15 protein-coding genes are annotated in these 17,316 nt (G+C 54.1%); all 15 read right to left on the bottom strand.

What is annotated here, in order from left to right; translation table 11 throughout:
* Positions 1–75: 75 nt before the first annotated feature.
* Positions 76–864, bottom strand: coding sequence for a DUF4065 domain-containing protein (locus tag M0R70_02955; protein MCK9418319.1), 789 nt, complete (start codon positions 862–864; stop codon positions 76–78).
* A 448-nt stretch (positions 865–1,312) separates the two neighbouring features.
* A complete protein-coding gene (locus M0R70_02950; protein MCK9418318.1) occupies positions 1,313–3,886 on the bottom strand; it encodes a DEAD/DEAH box helicase family protein in 2,574 nt (857 codons plus the stop codon).
* Positions 3,883–5,490 (bottom strand): site-specific DNA-methyltransferase, encoded by a 1,608-nt coding sequence (locus M0R70_02945; protein MCK9418317.1) that lies wholly within the window; start codon positions 5,488–5,490, stop codon positions 3,883–3,885. The genes M0R70_02950 and M0R70_02945 overlap by 4 nt, the downstream gene beginning before the upstream one ends.
* A gap of 122 nt (positions 5,491–5,612) precedes the next feature.
* Positions 5,613–6,743, bottom strand: coding sequence for a macro domain-containing protein (locus tag M0R70_02940; GenBank protein MCK9418316.1), 1,131 nt, complete (start codon positions 6,741–6,743; stop codon positions 5,613–5,615).
* A gap of 15 nt (positions 6,744–6,758) precedes the next feature.
* Positions 6,759–7,349 carry a DUF4433 domain-containing protein gene (locus M0R70_02935; protein MCK9418315.1) on the bottom strand — a complete coding sequence of 197 codons (591 nt, stop codon included), beginning with the start codon at positions 7,347–7,349 and terminating at the stop codon, positions 6,759–6,761.
* On the bottom strand, positions 7,346–7,564 hold the full coding sequence (locus M0R70_02930) for a hypothetical protein (GenBank protein MCK9418314.1): 219 nt from the start codon (positions 7,562–7,564) through the stop codon (positions 7,346–7,348). The genes M0R70_02935 and M0R70_02930 overlap by 4 nt, the downstream gene beginning before the upstream one ends.
* A 2-nt stretch (positions 7,565–7,566) precedes the next feature.
* Entirely contained in the window at positions 7,567–8,025 is a 459-nt protein-coding gene (locus M0R70_02925; protein MCK9418313.1) for a hypothetical protein, read from the bottom strand.
* Positions 8,026–8,155: 130 nt separating this feature from the next.
* On the bottom strand, positions 8,156–9,277 hold the full coding sequence (gene ftsZ / locus M0R70_02920; GenBank protein ID MCK9418312.1) for a cell division protein FtsZ: 1,122 nt from the start codon (positions 9,275–9,277) through the stop codon (positions 8,156–8,158).
* A gap of 179 nt (positions 9,278–9,456) precedes the next feature.
* On the bottom strand, positions 9,457–10,677 hold the full coding sequence (gene ftsA, locus M0R70_02915) for a cell division protein FtsA (GenBank protein ID MCK9418311.1): 1,221 nt from the start codon (positions 10,675–10,677) through the stop codon (positions 9,457–9,459).
* Between the two features lie 104 nt (positions 10,678–10,781).
* Entirely contained in the window at positions 10,782–11,678 is an 897-nt protein-coding gene (locus tag M0R70_02910) for an FtsQ-type POTRA domain-containing protein (GenBank protein ID MCK9418310.1), read from the bottom strand.
* 40 nt (positions 11,679–11,718) lie between these two features.
* Positions 11,719–12,645 carry a D-alanine--D-alanine ligase gene (locus M0R70_02905; GenBank protein ID MCK9418309.1) on the bottom strand — a complete coding sequence of 309 codons (927 nt, stop codon included), beginning with the start codon at positions 12,643–12,645 and terminating at the stop codon, positions 11,719–11,721.
* 142 nt (positions 12,646–12,787) lie between these two features.
* On the bottom strand, positions 12,788–13,696 hold the full coding sequence (murB, locus tag M0R70_02900) for a UDP-N-acetylmuramate dehydrogenase (protein MCK9418308.1): 909 nt from the start codon (positions 13,694–13,696) through the stop codon (positions 12,788–12,790).
* Positions 13,677–15,062 carry a UDP-N-acetylmuramate--L-alanine ligase gene (gene murC, locus M0R70_02895; GenBank protein MCK9418307.1) on the bottom strand — a complete coding sequence of 462 codons (1,386 nt, stop codon included), beginning with the start codon at positions 15,060–15,062 and terminating at the stop codon, positions 13,677–13,679. Before murC ends, murB begins: the two co-directional genes overlap by 20 nt.
* Complete coding sequence (gene murG, locus M0R70_02890; protein MCK9418306.1) at positions 15,046–16,128, bottom strand: undecaprenyldiphospho-muramoylpentapeptide beta-N-acetylglucosaminyltransferase; 1,083 nt, start codon at positions 16,126–16,128, stop codon at positions 15,046–15,048. Before murG ends, murC begins: the two co-directional genes overlap by 17 nt.
* A 66-nt stretch (positions 16,129–16,194) precedes the next feature.
* Positions 16,195–17,298 (bottom strand): putative lipid II flippase FtsW, encoded by a 1,104-nt coding sequence (gene ftsW / locus M0R70_02885; protein ID MCK9418305.1) that lies wholly within the window; start codon positions 17,296–17,298, stop codon positions 16,195–16,197.
* Positions 17,299–17,316: the final 18 nt, after the last annotated feature.

Raw genomic sequence — 17,316 nt, 5'->3', positions numbered from 1 at the left:
GGTCCTTTTCGAATTCCGGGGCATGGGTTATCTTATTGAATAGGGTCCGGACGAATGGTTTATAGAACAGGTCGCTTATCCGTTATCTTCCGCATAGGCCCGCACGGAATAGGGCGGCGTGCGGTAAAAAACAGACTCATACTCGATGGCATCGCCGTCGTTTGTCGTGACCCAGGGCACGTCTCCATGAGAGTAGGCGCTGATCTGGCTTGCATTCATGTCGGAAAGTCTGTTCAGGACATCGTCAATCACTTCGATCTCGGATGACGTAAGTTTCGCAATGTCCGGCTTCCGGCGCGGCAGATACTTGGTCTGCTGTAACTTGAAGTACTCGCTCTTGACCTTTTCGATCGCTCCGTCCTTGATCATTTTCTCGACGATCTTGACGAACTCGACCGGCGTTGGGCCATATTTGTTTTTGATGTAGGTAGCGCCGACCAACTGCTCCTCATATTTTTCATAGAAGTCGAAGTCTATGAAGTAGAGGAGTTTGTAGATAACGGTTTCGCCGATGTTTTCTTTTGCGCCGACCTTGTTCAGAATGTACAGCAGAACCTCCTTGAACTTTTGGAGGTTTTTCTGCGGAACGCTGATACGCATCTGTTGTTTGACCGTTTTCTCTTCTTTCCCCTCAGGCAGGCGGACTTCCGGCTCTTTCCCAGGATTTAAGAGATCATCTATTGTCACATGGAATATCTGCGATAACGTAACAAGCTCATCGGTAGCGATCTTCCGCGCGCCGCTTTCGATCTGAGAGACGGCCGGGCGGGGCAGTTTCATGATCTTCGCAAGCGCGTCCTGGCTCATGTCGGCCTTATCCCGCAGTTCCTTGACGCGGCGTCCAATTTTTTCATAAATGCTCATCCGATACCTCCCTTGATAAACCCCGTTAGAGAACTTCGCTTTCTAATGACATAAGATTGTGATTAAGAAACACAATTGAATGAATAATACGTACCACGCCATAGACGTGGAGGCTTTCTCTAACGGGGTAAACCCATATTATCACAGGTACGATAATCTGTCAATAGCTTGTTTGATATTATTACAAAGGCAGGTTTTGGCAGGCGGCGTTCTTGGATGAAATCACAGGCGGATGAAGATCAACTGGTATGAACGATGAAGACTCAGCCGGAACGGGTAATAATGAAGCAACCTCCGATGGAATCGATTAAAAGATCCCTATCAAAGTCCGAAAAGAAAATTAAGACATTTAACGCATGAAACGCAAAATCATAAAAAAGGCCGGTCGTGAGCGTTACTTCATTTTGATATATTGCCAATTTGATCTGCAGGCTTAGACAAAGTTCAACTACTTCAATCTGGCTCGTATCGCCTCAAAGTCTTTCCCTCTCGGCATTATGAAGAGCCCCTTGCCGCCACTGCGTATTTCCCACAATGCGCCAAGCTTGCGTTTTTCATCATTATCAGGCAAATCCCAATCCCTGATGTTCTTATACTCCACAATCAGGTTTCGGCCATCTTCCAGTCTGCAAATGAAGTCCGGATAGAAGCGGTCGGTGCTTGTTTGCAATGAGAAGGATGTCGGCTTTCGCTCCACATTGCGCACCCAGAACTTGACGCCTTCAAGTTGCGTTGCAAGAAACAACGCGCAGTCGAACTCCTCGCCCTCAGCGCCTAAATTACCGATGTGCGGAAAGAAATGCTTGGGCAGATCGACAAAGCCACAATATAGTCGATCATAAGCATAGCGGCCCTGCTCAAAGATCATTTCACAACGGCCATCAGATATAAACAGGTCTGGTTGGAAGAGTAAGGCTTGATAAATCCGCTGCATTGCTTGTCGTTTGGCATCTTTGATCTTGTTTTCAAGCTCGGCACGTAACCGAAACTTTGCATAAGCCAGTTCCTCAATTGTAAAACCGCGATGCTGTATCAGCCATGTAACGGCTTTATTCAGATACGCCGCCTTTTCATCCGGCAGGATGCTCTCGTCGGGAACATTTCGCTCCAGCCAGGCTACAAGCTGAACCTGGTCCCATTCTGTAAAGAAATCAAGCAATGCAAGTTGGGCCTCGATATCATCGAAATACTCGAAGCGAATAGATTCTTCCCGGACCAGAAAGCGCCCGCCCTGTGCCCTAAGCTCAGGCCTCTTAAATTCACTTTCGTTTAACTCGCTAGAATAATCGAGTAGCCGCCAATCGCCTTGTAAGAGATGCGTTTCCTCGAAGGGCTCCCAGAGATCGCCTTGCCGCAGAGCAAGGAGTGGGACGCGGAACAGTTCTCCAAGTTCAGACGGTGTTTTCTGGTGCAGAGCTTGTGGCGCGCCCAATCTTGATAACGCCGTCCGGATGGCATTCTTGCCCGCTTGTGTTTGGAAAATGTTTTCCAGTGCCTCCGCTTGTTTAGGAGTGAATTTCCCCTTCAAGGTAACAGTACCTGCCTCCGGTGCGATCTCAACCTTGTTTTCAAGCACGGAAGGTATCGCCTCCGGTTCGGGTATCTCAGAGGTGGTAAAGGTCAGACCGGCCGCCAGAATGAAAAGATCATCCTGTCCCTGTTCCTCCTCTGTGTGGATAAGGTCCTTCGTCTCCTGCCGTTCAAATCCATTCTTGACAAGACCGTCTCGTAAGCTGGCAACTGTAGCCTGGAAATCAGTCGATGTAATAAAAGCATACGCCTCGTTCAATTCCGGGTTGATCTTTTTCTTCGCGCCGGGCATGCGAAGGATTCTGCCTAAGATCTGTTCGGCCGCCGTGGAAGAACTCGTATTGCGGAATGAACAAAGCACATAGGCAAAGGGACAGTCCCATCCCTCCCGAAGCTTATCTATCGTAATGATGAATCGCACTTTCGACTTCTCGGACAACACATCATTGCCGGCTATTTCATCTATGGCCCCTGTTGCAATCTTGATCTCGCCTTCCGGGATGCTGAAATCATCTATGAGTGTCTGCTTCACCTTTTCCGGAACGATTGTCTCATGCTCGGTATTATGACGCTCTGCTTGAAGAAGCATGATAGGGCGCAGATAATCACCCGTAGTCGCTCGTTCAGCCGCGGCTTTTGTTTGTAGTTTATTCAAGCAACCGATAGCGTCCCGAAGAGCATCAAGCCAGTTTTCCCGGCGCACAAGATCGAGCGGCATTTTAATCATTTCTGCTGACCACAAAGTGGATGCGCCCACGCTGAAAAGCACATTGCTCGGTTGGCGTGACCGGTCAGGCGTTGCAGTCAACTCCAGGATCGCGCTCGGCTCGAAACGGGCAAGCGTTTCAAAGGCAAGTGGCGTGCCCTGATTGTGCGCCTCATCCACGATCACAAAGGGATGCCGCAGTCGAAGAGCATCAACGAACGATTGGTTGCCGATAACCTTTTGGTCGGTAATTCCTTCGAAATGAGATTGCATATCGGAGTTCTGTTTATAAACACTTAGGCGATCTTTGTCTTCCTGTTTAAAAGCCTGCATCGTCGCTACGATGATCACATTTGAACCGTTCAGTACGTGCGGCTTCACTCGCAACGCTTCGTCGATTTCCATTACGGTCACGTCTCCAAGCGCTGAATAAACGGCTTGATGGAGAAGATTAGAAGGATTGCGGAGCGACTTCAAAGTCTGTTCACGAATCGGCTCGGAGGGCACGAGCCAGAGGGTTACGCTATACCGAGTAAAGAGAAGACTGCGGTTTGCCCGTTCGATCGCCATGCCGCCAATGAGTGTTTTACCGCCTCCGGTGGGAATGCGCAAACACACATAGGGAACTCTCGAAAGGGAGGGGAGCGCTTTATAATGCAGGGGGATACCGCGCCATTCCTTTGTTGTTTCTTCATAGGCAAGGCGCGGGTTATTGCTCAACTTGCAGCGTTTGAAGAACTCTTCAAGCCAGTACAGGGCATCAACTTGATAGGATTTTAGAATCATAGTGCATCAACCCTCAATTTGTACGGCAACTGTTTGAATACAATGTTCTCCCGCCGCAACCGCTCCGGCCCAATCCGGCAGGCCGTACCATAGATCACTTTCGGGCCGTTGTGCTTGTTCAAATGTGCAAGAATGCTTGCTGTCAGAACGTTTCCACCATCCGGTGTTTTATCTTTCAATATACCGTTGTAGAGCAAATAGACCGCAACGCCATTACATATTCCGATTAAGGGGCTGTTTGCTTTCGCCTGCTTCGGCAGCGGTTCGCCTGTTTCTGTGAAATATACATGCAGCGCAAGATCAGCAAATCTCACTGAACTGCGAATGTTCCCTCTTTCATCAAAAAGCGGTTCACCTAATGTCGCAAAACGAAAACCGCCGCCCAAACCCGCGACGTCCTCATCTTTAAGATTTTTATATCCTTCTATCACGCGGCGCACACGCTCCACTGTTATTTCACGCGCGATCTTTGGTTCCATTTCCACAAGGATAAATCGGCGATTACCTCCATCCTGCTTATTCAAGCTCAAAACTGCGTTACCAGTTGTGCCACTGCCAGCGAAAGAGTCAAGGACTAGGTCATTGGAATCACTAGCGAGTGAAATAATAACTTTAAATAGCCGTGTTGGCTTCGGGGTATCAAAAGGTTTTTCACCACCAAAAAGTTCTTTCATTTCTGCGCTTGCATTTCGCGTGCTACCAGCAAAGTCATAGGGCCACCATGTTTGGTTAACAACGCCCTCTTTTGCTTCGGAGAGAAACTTCTTCTCCATGGGAAATTCAGAATCTCCAGATTTACCCCACCAAACTCTATTATCAGAGGCCAACTGTTTCATTTTATCAGGTGGTCGCCTCCAACTGCTGCCCTTTGGCGGATGGATCTCTCTTCCTGCCGGATTCTTAAGAGCATAATAATCACGATCGCGATGCTCAACACGTGTCAGTGGCGCAGCAAGCCACGGTCCGCGTGGATCATTGTCCGGATTTGTATATGTGCCCACTTGCTTTTCATTGCGAGCTAAAAGATTCGGCTGAAAGGCATCGGAGCGACGGTAGGCTATGATATGGTTATGTGTTTCAGCTACGCCACTGCTGTTATTTCCGGGGGTGTCTTTTGATTGCCACACGAAGTTTACGATAAAATTATGCGAGCCAAAAAGCTCATCCATTAAGAGTCGAAGATGGGCCACTTCCACATCATCAATGCAGACGAAGATTGCGCCATCAGGTCGCAGAAATTGGCGAAGCAATGCGAGGCGTGGATACATCATGCAAAGCCATTTGTCGTGTCGCGTTAAATCCTCCGCTTCCTTACCGACGACCTTCCCAAGCCACTCGCTCATTTCCGGGCTGTTCACATTGTCATTGTATTTCCATCCCTCATTGCCGGTATTGTATGGCGGATCAATGCAAACGCACTTCACCTGTCCAGAGTAATACGGGAGGAGAGCTTTTAGCGCGAGAAGGTTGTCCCCTTCCACAAGCAGATTGCCACTGCCGGGATCGCCCACCGACAGTTCCGGCACTTCCTTCAGCAGATGAAATGGCACCTGCTTGTGATGGTTCTCAACCGCTTTTCTTCCTATCCAGTTTAATGTCGGCATTTGAAGTTTACTGCAATGAAATGAATTTCGCGCATCAGCGTTGCTGTTGCGCGATAAAATTCTAACTCTTGCTTATGTGAAAGCAGCAGTTTCTTCGGTAGAACAAAACCGTTTGAATGTCGTCAGCAGGCATCAGCGAATACGTCTTCTGGCAACGGGAGGTCTTTACTGGCACTCACCTTGAGCCAGCTTAGCGCGGCAAGGTTTCTTATGGTCAAAGCCACATCACCTTGATCGAGTGGCGGTCTTCTACGGTGTTTCCATTGCATGACATAATCAAGCACATCGCGTTCTGCAGGAACATCTTTACCGGCCTCACGCAGACCCCGTGAGGCGAAAAGTACGGTGGCAATGAGCTCCGCTTGTTTTGTATTAATACGCATGAACAAGTCAGTGGTTTTATCAATAATACTCTCCCATCTGGAGAGATCGTCTGCATACGCTTTTTTTGCATCTGCAAATGTAGATCCGACTTTGATTCTGAACATATTGCCGCATCGGTCTTCCTGAATTAATCCATTGTTAAGAAGACGCGCTTCAAGACCCTTCAGGTCGGCTGCAAATGGACCAAAGCTGCTTTTTTTGTAATGTAACTCTGTTGGAAGCCCTTCCTCGGTCGCCACGTAGGCGATCTTTTGAAACACCGTTCTTCCTACGGACCAATGATACGGCTGCTCTTCAATGCGCCGAAGGATTTCCACAAGAGCTATCCATGACGGCTTAATCCACTGTGGTGCGGGCATGGAGGACGCTTTCGGTGCCGCCTTTGAAGCTTGCCCGAAAAACTCGGGCTGCAATTGCTCATGCGGCGTCCCATATGGCGCGTAGAGCTCAACAACAACATCCATCTTGCTTAGATAAGAGTATAGCGTTGGTCCGACAATTCGCCATTCGAGTTGCCCATGACCACAGCCGAGTGGAGGAACGGCAATTGATGTAATGCCCCATTCCTTATAGTGACTCAGCAGATAGTCAAGCCCGCGAACAATATCCTGTAAATTGGTGACGGACCGCCAATGATCTTTTGTGGGAAAATTCAGTATCCACGGCAGGAATAAGGATTTGTAAATATAGGGCTGACCTAACTTAACCTCACCACGATTACAACGTTCAACATAGTCTTTGAACATGTCCGGGAATCTGTTCTTGAATTCAAGAGCAACTCCCTTGCCCATGATACCGACGCAGTTGACGGTATTAACGAGCGTTTGCGAAGTCGATTGGAACATGTCACCTTCGAGCACTTTAATCATAGCGATACCTCACTGCTACTGAAAGAATAGATGGGTATCTTTCGTAATTGATAAAGAAAAACCTGCGGAGATCAACTTGTTTTTTGCCGCATCGCAGGAAACATAGGCGCCTAAGATGTAGCCCGAATCTACTTTGTCTGGCACGAGCACTTCAGCGCACTTCATGCGTTTCTTTTCCCACTGTCTAAACTCATCTGGATCAGTCCAGTACTCGGCAAACACGGAATCCTTATTTACTCTGCCGAGACCTGCTGGTGACGGAAGAAACACCGTATAACCGCTTGCCGCGTTGCCGTCAGTTACTATTGCTTGCGGAGTATCCATAACATCCGGCCCGACACGCAACACACATAACTCTTCGTGGTGATCAGCAAGTTTCCGCATCATCGGATTGCGAGCATACATATAGAGATTCACATAATCGTGGAGAGCTTTACCGCCAGGCACTGCTTTGCAAGCGCGCCGATCCTGTATTACCTGCATGGCTACCGAGCTATGCTGAAGGTGTCTTGCCTTTTTGTTGCATAGAATACCATATTGCATAATGGAAGTCACGTTCTGAATGGGAGTGATAAAATGAAGTTCCGGTAGATCTTCACGCCTCATACGGCATTCCTCCGGCAGTCTGAGGCTACAGCTTCAGCCCGCTCCAAAAGGTGGTTGCGATACTTTCTCCAGCACGGATTGACGTTCGGGCTTTTTTCCAGCTGGTTCAATACCGCATGCGGGTGGGTGTAAGTAAATTCTGATTGCTTCAAACGTTCGATCTCTACTCGAATGGCAGCTATTGTTTCTCGAGCATGGTCAATCGTAATATCCATTGTTACCTTCGAAATGGATGTTGCGGGCTTAAGTTACTGATTGATTTGTGATAGGCCACGACTGCCATAGATAGAGCTACGCAAAAGTCCCGCGCTCGCTCAAGCTCCTTAAAGTTCTTTGTTGGATCATCGCTCGACAATTCGGTGCCGATCTTGACAACATCGACAAGCAAATCATCAACATTCTGTGCATAACCCTCACCTGCGGCGCGCGCCACAGCCTCGCCAAGTATAGTCAGCGTCGCCGGGTCCATCAGAGCGCGATGTGGTTTACCGGAAGAACTGATCTCGATTGAATTTCGTAATTGGTCGGCTAAAAGCCTCATTGCAGTCAATTCTTTTGATCTGTTTGAAAGCAAATTATCAATATCGATTGCGGCCTCTGATGCCAAGAAAGGCAAATCAAAATCGAGAACTCGCAGCTTTTTTCTGCCTTGATTCTTTTCTGATACGTATGACATAGCAGAATATTCCTTTCCACCCAGTAAGAGAACTATTAACAACAAAATATCGGGGAAAACAGTTAAAGTCAAGGCATTGTCTCTGCATGCTTATATTGCAATTTCGAGTCTGCTTTCGCTGTGATCAAGTTCAATCCGCCTGCCGCCTCAGGAACGTCGGCTTGTCCAGGTCCTCATGGTCTATCCCGAACGATTCATTCCTGAAATCAAAGGCCTCCTGTTTGCGCTTCGGCTTTTCCAGGGACGCCCTGAACTCCTTGAAGTTCGCCACCGGCCGTTTGATGCGGTCGCGCACGCCCTCCTCGTCGAACCCCGTCGCGATCACCGTCACCATGATCTCCTCGCTCATGACCGGGTTGATCACCGCGCCGAAGATGATGTTCGCGCCCGGATCAACTTCTTCCTTGATGATCGCCGTCGCCTCATTCAGCTCATTGATACCGAGGTCATTGCCCCCGGTGATGTTGATGAGGACGCCGCGGGCGCCCTTGATGGACCCGTCTTCCAGCAGCGGGCTTGCGATCGCCTGCTGTGCGGCATCCGCGGCCCGGGTCTCCCCGCGGCCGATCCCGGTGCCCATGACCGCCCTGCCGCGGCTCGACATCACGGTCCTGACGTCGGCAAAATCAACGTTGACATAGCCCGGCACCATCACGACATCGGAGATCCCCTTGACCGCCTGACCAAGCACTCCGTCGGCGAGCCTGAAGGAATCGAGCAGCGTGGTCCTTCTTTCGGCAAGGTTAAGCAGGCGTTCGTTCGGGATCACGATGAGGGCATCGACATTTTTTTTAAGCTCGGCAATACCCTCGTCCGCTTTCTGCATCCGGGCCAGCCCCTCGAAGCTGAAGGGCTTGGTCACCACGCCGACCACCAGGGCGCCGACCTCGCGCGCGAGGCCGGCAAGCACCGGCGCGGCGCCCGTGCCCGTGCCGCCGCCCATGCCGGCGGTGATGAAGACCATGTCGGCTCCGGCGAGCGCGGCCTTGATCTTGTCCGCGTCCTCAAGGGCCGCGGTCCGTCCGATCTCGGGATTCGCGCCCGCCCCTCGTCCGCTGGTGATCTTGGACCCGATCTGGAGTTTGATCGGCACCCGGGCAAGTTCCAGGGCCTGCATGTCGGTATTGACCACGATGAAATGGACCCCTTTGATGTCCGTTTGGACCATGCTGCTTACGGCATTGCTTCCTCCGCCACCCACGCCGATCACTTTTATGACGGCGGGCAGGCGTTCATCCTCAAACTGGAACATCTCGTGTGCCCTCCCCTCTTCGAGCGGTTTGTCCACCGCGGTTTCGCACGGGACCTCGCTGTGCGCGTTCGCCACAAACTCCATGATATCCTGAAATTTGAAATCGAGCTTCTCTTCCATGGTATTCTTCTCCTTGATCCTTTTCGCCATGACCTGGCCCCCCTTATTGTTGCCCTGAGTTAGACGAATCCTTCCACCCACTTCCAGAGGCGCTTCAGGCTTCCGTTGCTCCTGAATTTTCGCGGCGCAGCCTGCGCATTCTCCGCGCCGTAAAGCACAAGCCCCACGCCCGTGGCATATATCGGGCTGTTCACCACATCCATGAGGCCGCCGATGTTCCTCGGGACGCCGCGCCGGATCGGCAGACCAAGATAGCGCTCTGCGGCGTCCTGTACGCCTTCCATCAGGGCCGTGCCGCCGGTAAGCACGACGCCGGAGGCGAACATGTCCTCGAACCCGGTCTTCTTGAGCCGCTGCTGTATCATGCCGAACAGCTCTTCCACACGGGGCTCGATGATCTCACACAGGATCTGGCGCGAAAGGAGCCGGGGCGGCCGTCCGCCCACACTGGGAACATCGAGGCTTTCCTCGTGCTTGACGAGGGAAGACAGGGCGCACCCGTACTTGATCTTGATCTTTTCCGCCTCCGAGGCCGGGGTGCGCAGGCCGATGGCGATGTCGTTTGTAAGATGATTTCCGCCGATGGGAAGCACCTCGGTGTGCCACAGGCTGCCCTCGAGGAAGAACGCCAGGTCCGTTGTCCCGCCGCCGATGTCCACGACGACCACGCCGAGTTCCTGCTCCTCGGAGGTGAGCACCGCCCTGCTCGAGGCGAGCGGCTGCAGCACCAGGTCGTTCACATGCAGCCCCGCGCGCGAGCAGCTTTTCACGATGTTCTGAATGGCGGTCACCGCGCCGGTGATGATGTGGACCTTGACGTCAAGCCGCGTGCCCGACATTCCCAGCGGGTCCTTGATCCCGTCCTGATCGTCGATGATGAATTCCTGCGGCAGAACATGGAGGATCTGCTGGTCCATGGGAATATTCACCGCCCGCGCCCCGTCGATGGCCCGCGCCACGTCCGCCGGTCCGACCTCCCGATTCTTGATCGCCGCCACGCCGCGCGAGTTCATTCCCTTGATGTGGTTGCCGGAGATCCCCACATACACGGCGTTGATCTCCACACCGGCCATAAGCTCGGCCTCGTGCACGGCTTTTTTGATGGACTCCACCGTGCTGTCAATGTTGACGACCACGCCTTTTTTAAGTCCGTGCGAAGGACTGATGCCGATCCCGATGATGTCCACCTGTCCGTCGTCCTTGACATCACCGACGATGGCGCAGACCTTGGTCGTTCCCAGGTCCAGACCTACGAGCACATTATTCGGTTTTTTTGCCACTGCGTCCTCCTTGGAAGGGTCCGGGGTTCAGTCGTCAGGGTACAGGTAATGCATAAGCTTTATTTCGGACCCTGTCCCCTGTCTCCTGTCTCCTGAAAAGTGCCCTATATTTTTTTCCCCTTGACCCTGGTCCCTGTCCCCTGAACCCTGCTGTTCTTCACCATCACGGCAGCCTGCCGCTCGGGACGAAGGTCCACATAGGAGATCTCCATGCCTCGCTGTGTTCCGTCAGACAGGATCTCGGCAAGCCTGCGGAGCTTCTCCGGATAATTGCCCGTACCGATCTTGAACTCATGGTCGGCATACAAAATGCTGAGCGTCTCGGGAGATCCTGCCTTGATCGTCACCTCACGCATCCTCCATCCGCCCCGCTCGGCGATCTCGGCAATGAGCGTCAGCGATTCGGCCACACCTTCGTACGTCACCTGCTCGCCGGGCCGTACGCGAGACTGCTTGACGGCCACAACCGGGAGCTGCCATACCGATGCGTTCTCTTTCGCGATCCTGTTGATGACGACCCCCTCATTGTCCATCACATACATGCCGTCGCCGGTATCCAGCAGCGCAAAAGCGACCCGCTCGGTGACGACCATGCTGATCCTGTTCGGCAGACGGCGGTATATCCGGGCATCCTTCACCCAGGGGTTCGCGCGCGCTCGCATGACCGGGGTCTCAAGGTCTACTCGGAAAATGTTCTTGCCTTTGAACACGCCGGCGATCTCTCTGAGATCAGCCTCGCTTATCTGCTTCGCACCCTGTACGTCAACGCCCGCGATCTGGAACATCTCAGCGTGCAGGAGCGTCTGGTACGCTTTCCACGCCAGCAAGCCGCCGGCTGCGATCATGACGATCGTGATGATCTGCAGCGCAACACGTTTGACCCCGGTTCCGCCTGTCCGCGCCCGTCCGGCAGCGCGTCCCACGATGGCCCGCTTCACGGTCGAGCGGTTCGAGCTGCCGCGGTACGATCTCGGGACGTTGACGTTTTTATAATCTCGCATTCTCCCTGCTTCCTACCTCCTACGTCCTACTGCCTCCTCATCACCGTTTCTCAAGCGCCAATCGCAGAATTTCCTCCACCAGGTCAGGGAACGACATTCCGATACCTCGTGCGATGTCGGGCAGCAGGCTCGTCGCCGTCATGCCCGGCAGGGAGTTCACTTCAAGGATATACGGAGTGCCGGCGGCATCAATTATGAAATCCACCCTGCTGTATCCCCGACAGCCCAGGGCGCGATGCGCGGCCAACCCCGCATCGAGTGTACGTTTGTACACCGCCTCGGGGACCCGTGCGGGAAAAAAATGTTCCGACATCCCTTGTTCGTACTTTGCCTTATAGCTGTAGAAAACATCCTTCGGCACGATCTCGATGGCGCCCAGGGCGCGCTCACCCAGGACGCCGACCTGTATCTCCATCCCGCGGATGTAGTGTTCGATCAGGACCTCGCGATCATACGAAAGAGCAAGTTTCATTGCAGGAGCAAGCTCATCGCCCGTGTTGACCACGCTCACCCCCACACTTGAGCCCTCGGAGCTCGGCTTGACGACCAGGGGAAAACCGATTGTTGCCGCCGCCCTCGCGAGCGATTCCTTGTCGCCGGCGGAAACAACCATGAAGGGCCCCACGTGGAGACCATAGGCCTTGAACACGGCCTTGGAGATGATCTTGTTCATGCCCATGGCGCTCGCGAGGATGCCCGAGCCCGTATAGGGAATGCCCATGACCTCGAGCAGTCCCTGGATCGCGCCATCCTCGCCGAACTTGCCGTGGAGACCGTTGAAGGCGACCTCGATGTCGGCTTTTCGTATGCGCTCGTCGATATCCCGGCCGACATCGATTGCCACGGCGGCATATCCCTTTCCCCTCAGCGCCCCCAGGATCGCATTCCCGCTCGCAAGCGAAACCTCCCGCTCCGACGATAATCCGCCCATGAGAACACCGATCTTTTTCTTCGTTACCAACATCATAATGAAAATTCCAAGCTCCAAATCACAAATTACAAATAATCACCAATAACCAAATCTCAATAACCAAACATTCTGAGGCGTTGGAATTTGGATATTGGAATTTATTTGATTATTGGTGCTTGTAATTTGGAATTTGCCTTTCTTAATCTTCTCCTATTATCTTTATCTCCGGCTCAAGCCGCACGCCGGATACCTCAAGAACTTTCTCTTTGACGATATCCATGAGCTCCAGCACATCCGCTGCTTTCGCCTTCCCCGTGTTCACAATAATGTTGGCGTGTTTTTCAGAAACCTGCGCGCCGCCGACCATTCGGCCCTTGAGCCCGGCACTCTCTATCAGCATGCCGGCAGACTCTTCCTGCGGGTTCTTGAACACCGATCCTGCATTCGGGAAGCCCCAGGGCTGGCGCTGTTTTCTCGTGACCAGCAGTTCTTTAATCCGCGCCTTGATCTTCTCTTTATCATCGCGCCGCAGGACCACCCTCACCTCCAGCACCAGGTGCCCTTCGGGGACCGAGGCCGTCCGGTAGCCGAACGCCATCTCCTCCGCACTCCGGGTGTTCAGCTCGCCGTCGGGCGAGATCAGGGCAACGGATTCAACAATATCGCCCATCTCGCCAAGGGACGTGCCGGCGTTCATGCAGATTGCACCGCCGACCGTGCCCGGGATGCCGGCGGCGAACTCGAGTCCGGTGAGTCCATGCTCAACGGCAAAGGAGAGAAGCTTTACCAGGGACGCGCCGGCTTCAGCGTACACCACGGCAAAGGCGCCGCCGATCGAGCGGTATTCCCGTTCGATCTTGATCCTATGCATGCGCTGCAGGGCGATCATCACGCCGCGAAACCCGCCGTCCCGAACAAGCAGGTTGGTGCCCCCGCCGAGGATGAAGCAGCGCTGCTGCTGTGTCTTGATCGCCTGCAGAAGGAGACGGAGGTCCTCCCGGTCAGCGGGCCAGGCAAGGATGTCCGCAGGACCGCCGATGGCGTATGACGTGTGCCTGCTCAGCGGTTCGTTCCTCTTGATGTCGCCTTTAAAGTTTGTTATCTCCACGTTTCAATTTTTCTAAAACCTGTTCGCCAAGTTTCCATACATCTCCGGCGCCGAGTGTGATCATGAGGTCGCCTTTTTTAAGCACCGATACCATGTGCTCGACGATCTTTCCGCGGTCCGAAATGAAGGTCACGTCCTTATGCCCGTGCTTCTTGATCCCTTCGTACAAGGCCTGGCCCGACACGCCGGGGATCGGTTTTTCCCCTGCCGCGTAGATGTCCATGACCACCAGGGCGTCCGCCTGGTTGAACGCGGTAAAGAAATCCTCGAGCAGATGCTGCGTCCGTGTATAACGGTGAGGCTGGAACACGACGACCACGCGCCGCTCCATGCCCGCTGCAGCCGCGGCAAGCGTGGCTTTTACCTCCGTGGGGTGATGGCCGTAATCATCGACAATGATTATCCCGCCTGCCTCGCCCTTGATCTGGAACCGCCGCTGCACGCCGCTGAAGTCCTTGAGCGATTTTCTGATGACCTCGAGGTCGACGTCCAGTTCCCGCGCCACGGCAATGGCCGCAAGGCTGTTGTTGATATTATGCTCACCGGGCACCGAGAGTTCGAACGATCCAAGGTCCCGTGCGTGGTTCAGCACCTTGAACGTGGATCCGAGCGGCTTGAGCGAGATGTCACGCGCCTGATAATCGGCCTGCGAGCTCAAACCGTAGGTCAGGTACCGTTTCTGCACGAACGGGATAAGGGACTGGATATGCGGCTGGTCCAGGCACAGGATGGACACGCCGTAGAACGGGACCTTGTTGATGAACGTAAGAAATGCCGCCTTGATCTCGTTGATGTCCTTATAGTAATCAAGATGCTCTTCATCGATGGTCGTGACCACGCCGATGGTCGGGGAAAGTTTCAGGAAGCTCCCGTCGCTCTCGTCCGCCTCGGCCACAAGGAACTCGCCCTGGCCGAGTTTGGCGTTCGTGCCGAGGCTGTTCAGCCTGCCGCCGATCACGACCGTGGGGTCGATCCCGCCTGCCGCGAGCACCGTGGCCACCATGGAGGTTGTCGTGGTTTTCCCGTGCGCGCCCGCGATGGCAATGCCGTACTTGAGCCGCATTAATTCGGCGAGCATTTCCGCCCGGGGAATGACCGGGATTTGCCTTTCCCTCGCGGCGATCACCTCGACATTGTCGTTCTTCACCGCCGACGAGATCACGACCACGTGCGGTGTAGTGATGTTCTCCGCGTGATGGCCGATGAATATTTCGCCGCCCAGTTTTTTAAGCCGTTCCGTCGTGTCCGACTCCTTCAAGTCCGAACCGGTGACCTTGTAGCCGAGGTTCAGGAGCACTTCGGCTATGCCGCTCATGCCGATTCCGCCGATCCCCACAAAATGGATGTGTTTAATTTTTTTGAACATAGTCTTTACAGATCCTTACGATCTCCGTTGCCGCCGTATTTTCCATCGGAGCAGCGCTCGCCGCGCCGGTCCCCTGTGCACTGTACTTTTTGATGACGCTTGCCAGTTTCTCCGGCGTCAGGTCCTTCTGGATGATCACCTCGGCCGTGCCGCGCGCCGCAAGCGTCGTCGCATTGTACTCCTGGTGGTTGTCCGCGGCAAAGGGAAAAGGGATCAGCACCGCGCGTTTCCCGCAAACCGCAAGCTCAGCCACCGTGGTTGCACCCGCCCGGCCGATCACCAGGTCGGCGGCGGCGTACGCGCCTGCCATGTCGTGGATAAAAGGGAGCACGATTGCTTTTACTCCCGCATCACGATAACCATCAGCAACCTCGACAGCGTCCTTTTCACCGGTCTGGTGAAGGATCTGAAGCACGCGGATGTTTTTCAGAGAGAGTACGGCCTTTTTCATTGCCATATTGATTGCGTGAGCGCCCCCGCTCCCGCCCATCACAAAGACCGTGAACCTTCCCGTTTCAAGCCCGAAACCAGCGAGCGCTTTGTCGCGGTCGCCTTTTTCGATCCCCTGCCTGACCAGCGGGCCGAGATCCACTGTTTTCCCGGGAGGGAAAAACTTCTTCGCACCGGTCCCGGGAAAGCAGAGGATCACCTTATCAGCACGCTTCCCCAGATACCTGTTCGCAAGTCCGGCATAGGAATTCGGCTCCACGATAAACAGAGGAACCCGGAGAACCAATGCCGCAAGTCCCATCGGGCCTGAGGAATATCCACCCACGCCGATCACCACATCAGGCCTGACCTCGCGAAGCACCATCAAGGACTGGAGTACGCTCATGGGCAGCGTGCCCATTGTCTTGATGACAGACAGGAGCTTCATGCCTTTGAGCTTTCCGACCGTGATAAAGCGGACCGGAAGTCCTTCTTTCGGGAGCACTCTGGCCTCGATCCCCTGCCTCGTACCGACGAACAGGACCTCGTTGCCGCTTTCCTTCAGCAGTTCACGGGCGATGGCGATCCCCGGATACAGATGGCCCCCGGTCCCCCCGCCTGCGATAATGATCTTCATGCCGCGCGCTTATTTCTCTTCCCTGGTTTCATTCCGCAATCCACATTCCGCAATCTGCATTCATGTTCATGTCGTTTCCTTTGAAATATTCAACAGCACCCCGAGCGCCATCATGGTGATCACCAGCGATGAGCCGCCGTAGCTCACCAGCGGAAGCGCGATGCCCTTTGTAGGCAGCAGCCCGGTCACGACCAGCATGTTGATCAGCCCCTGCAAACAGATCAGGAGCGTGATGCCGAGAGCGAGCAGACGACTGAACATATCTTCCGAGCCAAGAGCGATCTGCACCCCCCGCCATAATATGACAAGAAAGAGCGCGACCACGACGAGCGACCCGATCAGGCCAAGCTCCTCTCCGATCACCGCGTAGATAAAATCCGAATGCCGCTCCGGCAGGAAGAGAAGCTTCTGCCTCCCTTCACCCAGACCGCGGCCGAACACACCGCCGCTGCCAAAGGCAAGGAACGACTGGATGATCTGGTGGCCCGCCCCCTGCGGGTCGGCCCAGGGGTCGAGGAACGAGAAGACCCTGCGTGCACGGTACGCGCTGTGCGCCACGGCAACATAGATAAAGGGAAGCGCAGCAAGCACCGTACCGCCAAGCTGAAGAAGGTTCGCGCCCCCGGCGAAGAGCATGATGCCGGCCACGCCCGCGAGCGTCATGGCAGCGCCGAAATCCGGCTGGCGGAGCGCCAGGAGAAGGAACACTCCGGTAACGATATAGGCCGGGAACAGTCCGTTCCTGAAATCGCGAAGCAGCTCCCCTTTTTTCACGATGTAGTGGCTCATGTACACAACGATCGCGAATTTGGCAAGCTCCGACGGCTGGAACGAAACAAAACCGAGCCGCAACCACCTCCGGGACCCGTTGACCATTTTCCCCACGCCGGGTATGAGCGTTGACGCAAGCAGCAGCAGGGAAACGATCAGCAGGGCGAGCACGGTCCGCCTGTCCTGGAGCACGCGGTGGTCCATGCGCATCGCAAGCGCCATCAGAGCAAGGCCGATGACCGCCCACATGATCTGACGCTTCATGAAGTGCGCCGGATCGTCGTAGGTCGTAAGCGCCACAACGCTGCTTGAGCTATACACCATCACGACGCTGCCCACCAGCAGCGCCAATATGGCCGCGAGCAGCAGGGCGTCGTAATGACCCTTATGGTGCATCACCTTCTGCAATTCCGCACT

This window comes from Nitrospirota bacterium (assembly GCA_023229435.1).
In the GTDB taxonomy this organism is placed as follows: Bacteria; Nitrospirota; UBA9217; order UBA9217; family UBA9217; genus JALNZF01.
Note: the sequence above shows the minus strand (reverse complement) of the source record. Positions and strands in the feature narration are given on the sequence as shown.

Excerpts from the sequence above, each read along its gene's own strand:
- M0R70_02955 (MCK9418319.1), bottom strand. The coding sequence starts at position 864 with ATGAGCATTTATGAAAAAATTGGACGCCGCGTCAAGGAACTGCGGGAT.
- M0R70_02950 (MCK9418318.1), bottom strand. The coding sequence starts at position 3,886 with ATGATTCTAAAATCCTATCAAGTTGATGCCCTGTACTGGCTTGAAGAG.
- M0R70_02945 (MCK9418317.1), bottom strand. The coding sequence starts at position 5,490 with ATGCCGACATTAAACTGGATAGGAAGAAAAGCGGTTGAGAACCATCAC.
- M0R70_02940 (MCK9418316.1), bottom strand. The coding sequence starts at position 6,743 with ATGATTAAAGTGCTCGAAGGTGACATGTTCCAATCGACTTCGCAAACG.
- M0R70_02935 (MCK9418315.1), bottom strand. The coding sequence starts at position 7,349 with ATGAGGCGTGAAGATCTACCGGAACTTCATTTTATCACTCCCATTCAG.
- M0R70_02930 (MCK9418314.1), bottom strand. The coding sequence starts at position 7,564 with ATGGATATTACGATTGACCATGCTCGAGAAACAATAGCTGCCATTCGA.
- M0R70_02925 (MCK9418313.1), bottom strand. The coding sequence starts at position 8,025 with ATGTCATACGTATCAGAAAAGAATCAAGGCAGAAAAAAGCTGCGAGTT.
- ftsZ (MCK9418312.1), bottom strand. The coding sequence starts at position 9,277 with ATGTTCCAGTTTGAGGATGAACGCCTGCCCGCCGTCATAAAAGTGATC.
- M0R70_02910 (MCK9418310.1), bottom strand. The coding sequence starts at position 11,678 with ATGCGAGATTATAAAAACGTCAACGTCCCGAGATCGTACCGCGGCAGC.
- M0R70_02905 (MCK9418309.1), bottom strand. The coding sequence starts at position 12,645 with ATGATGTTGGTAACGAAGAAAAAGATCGGTGTTCTCATGGGCGGATTA.
- murC (MCK9418307.1), bottom strand. The coding sequence starts at position 15,062 with ATGTTCAAAAAAATTAAACACATCCATTTTGTGGGGATCGGCGGAATC.
- murG (MCK9418306.1), bottom strand. The coding sequence starts at position 16,128 with ATGAAGATCATTATCGCAGGCGGGGGGACCGGGGGCCATCTGTATCCG.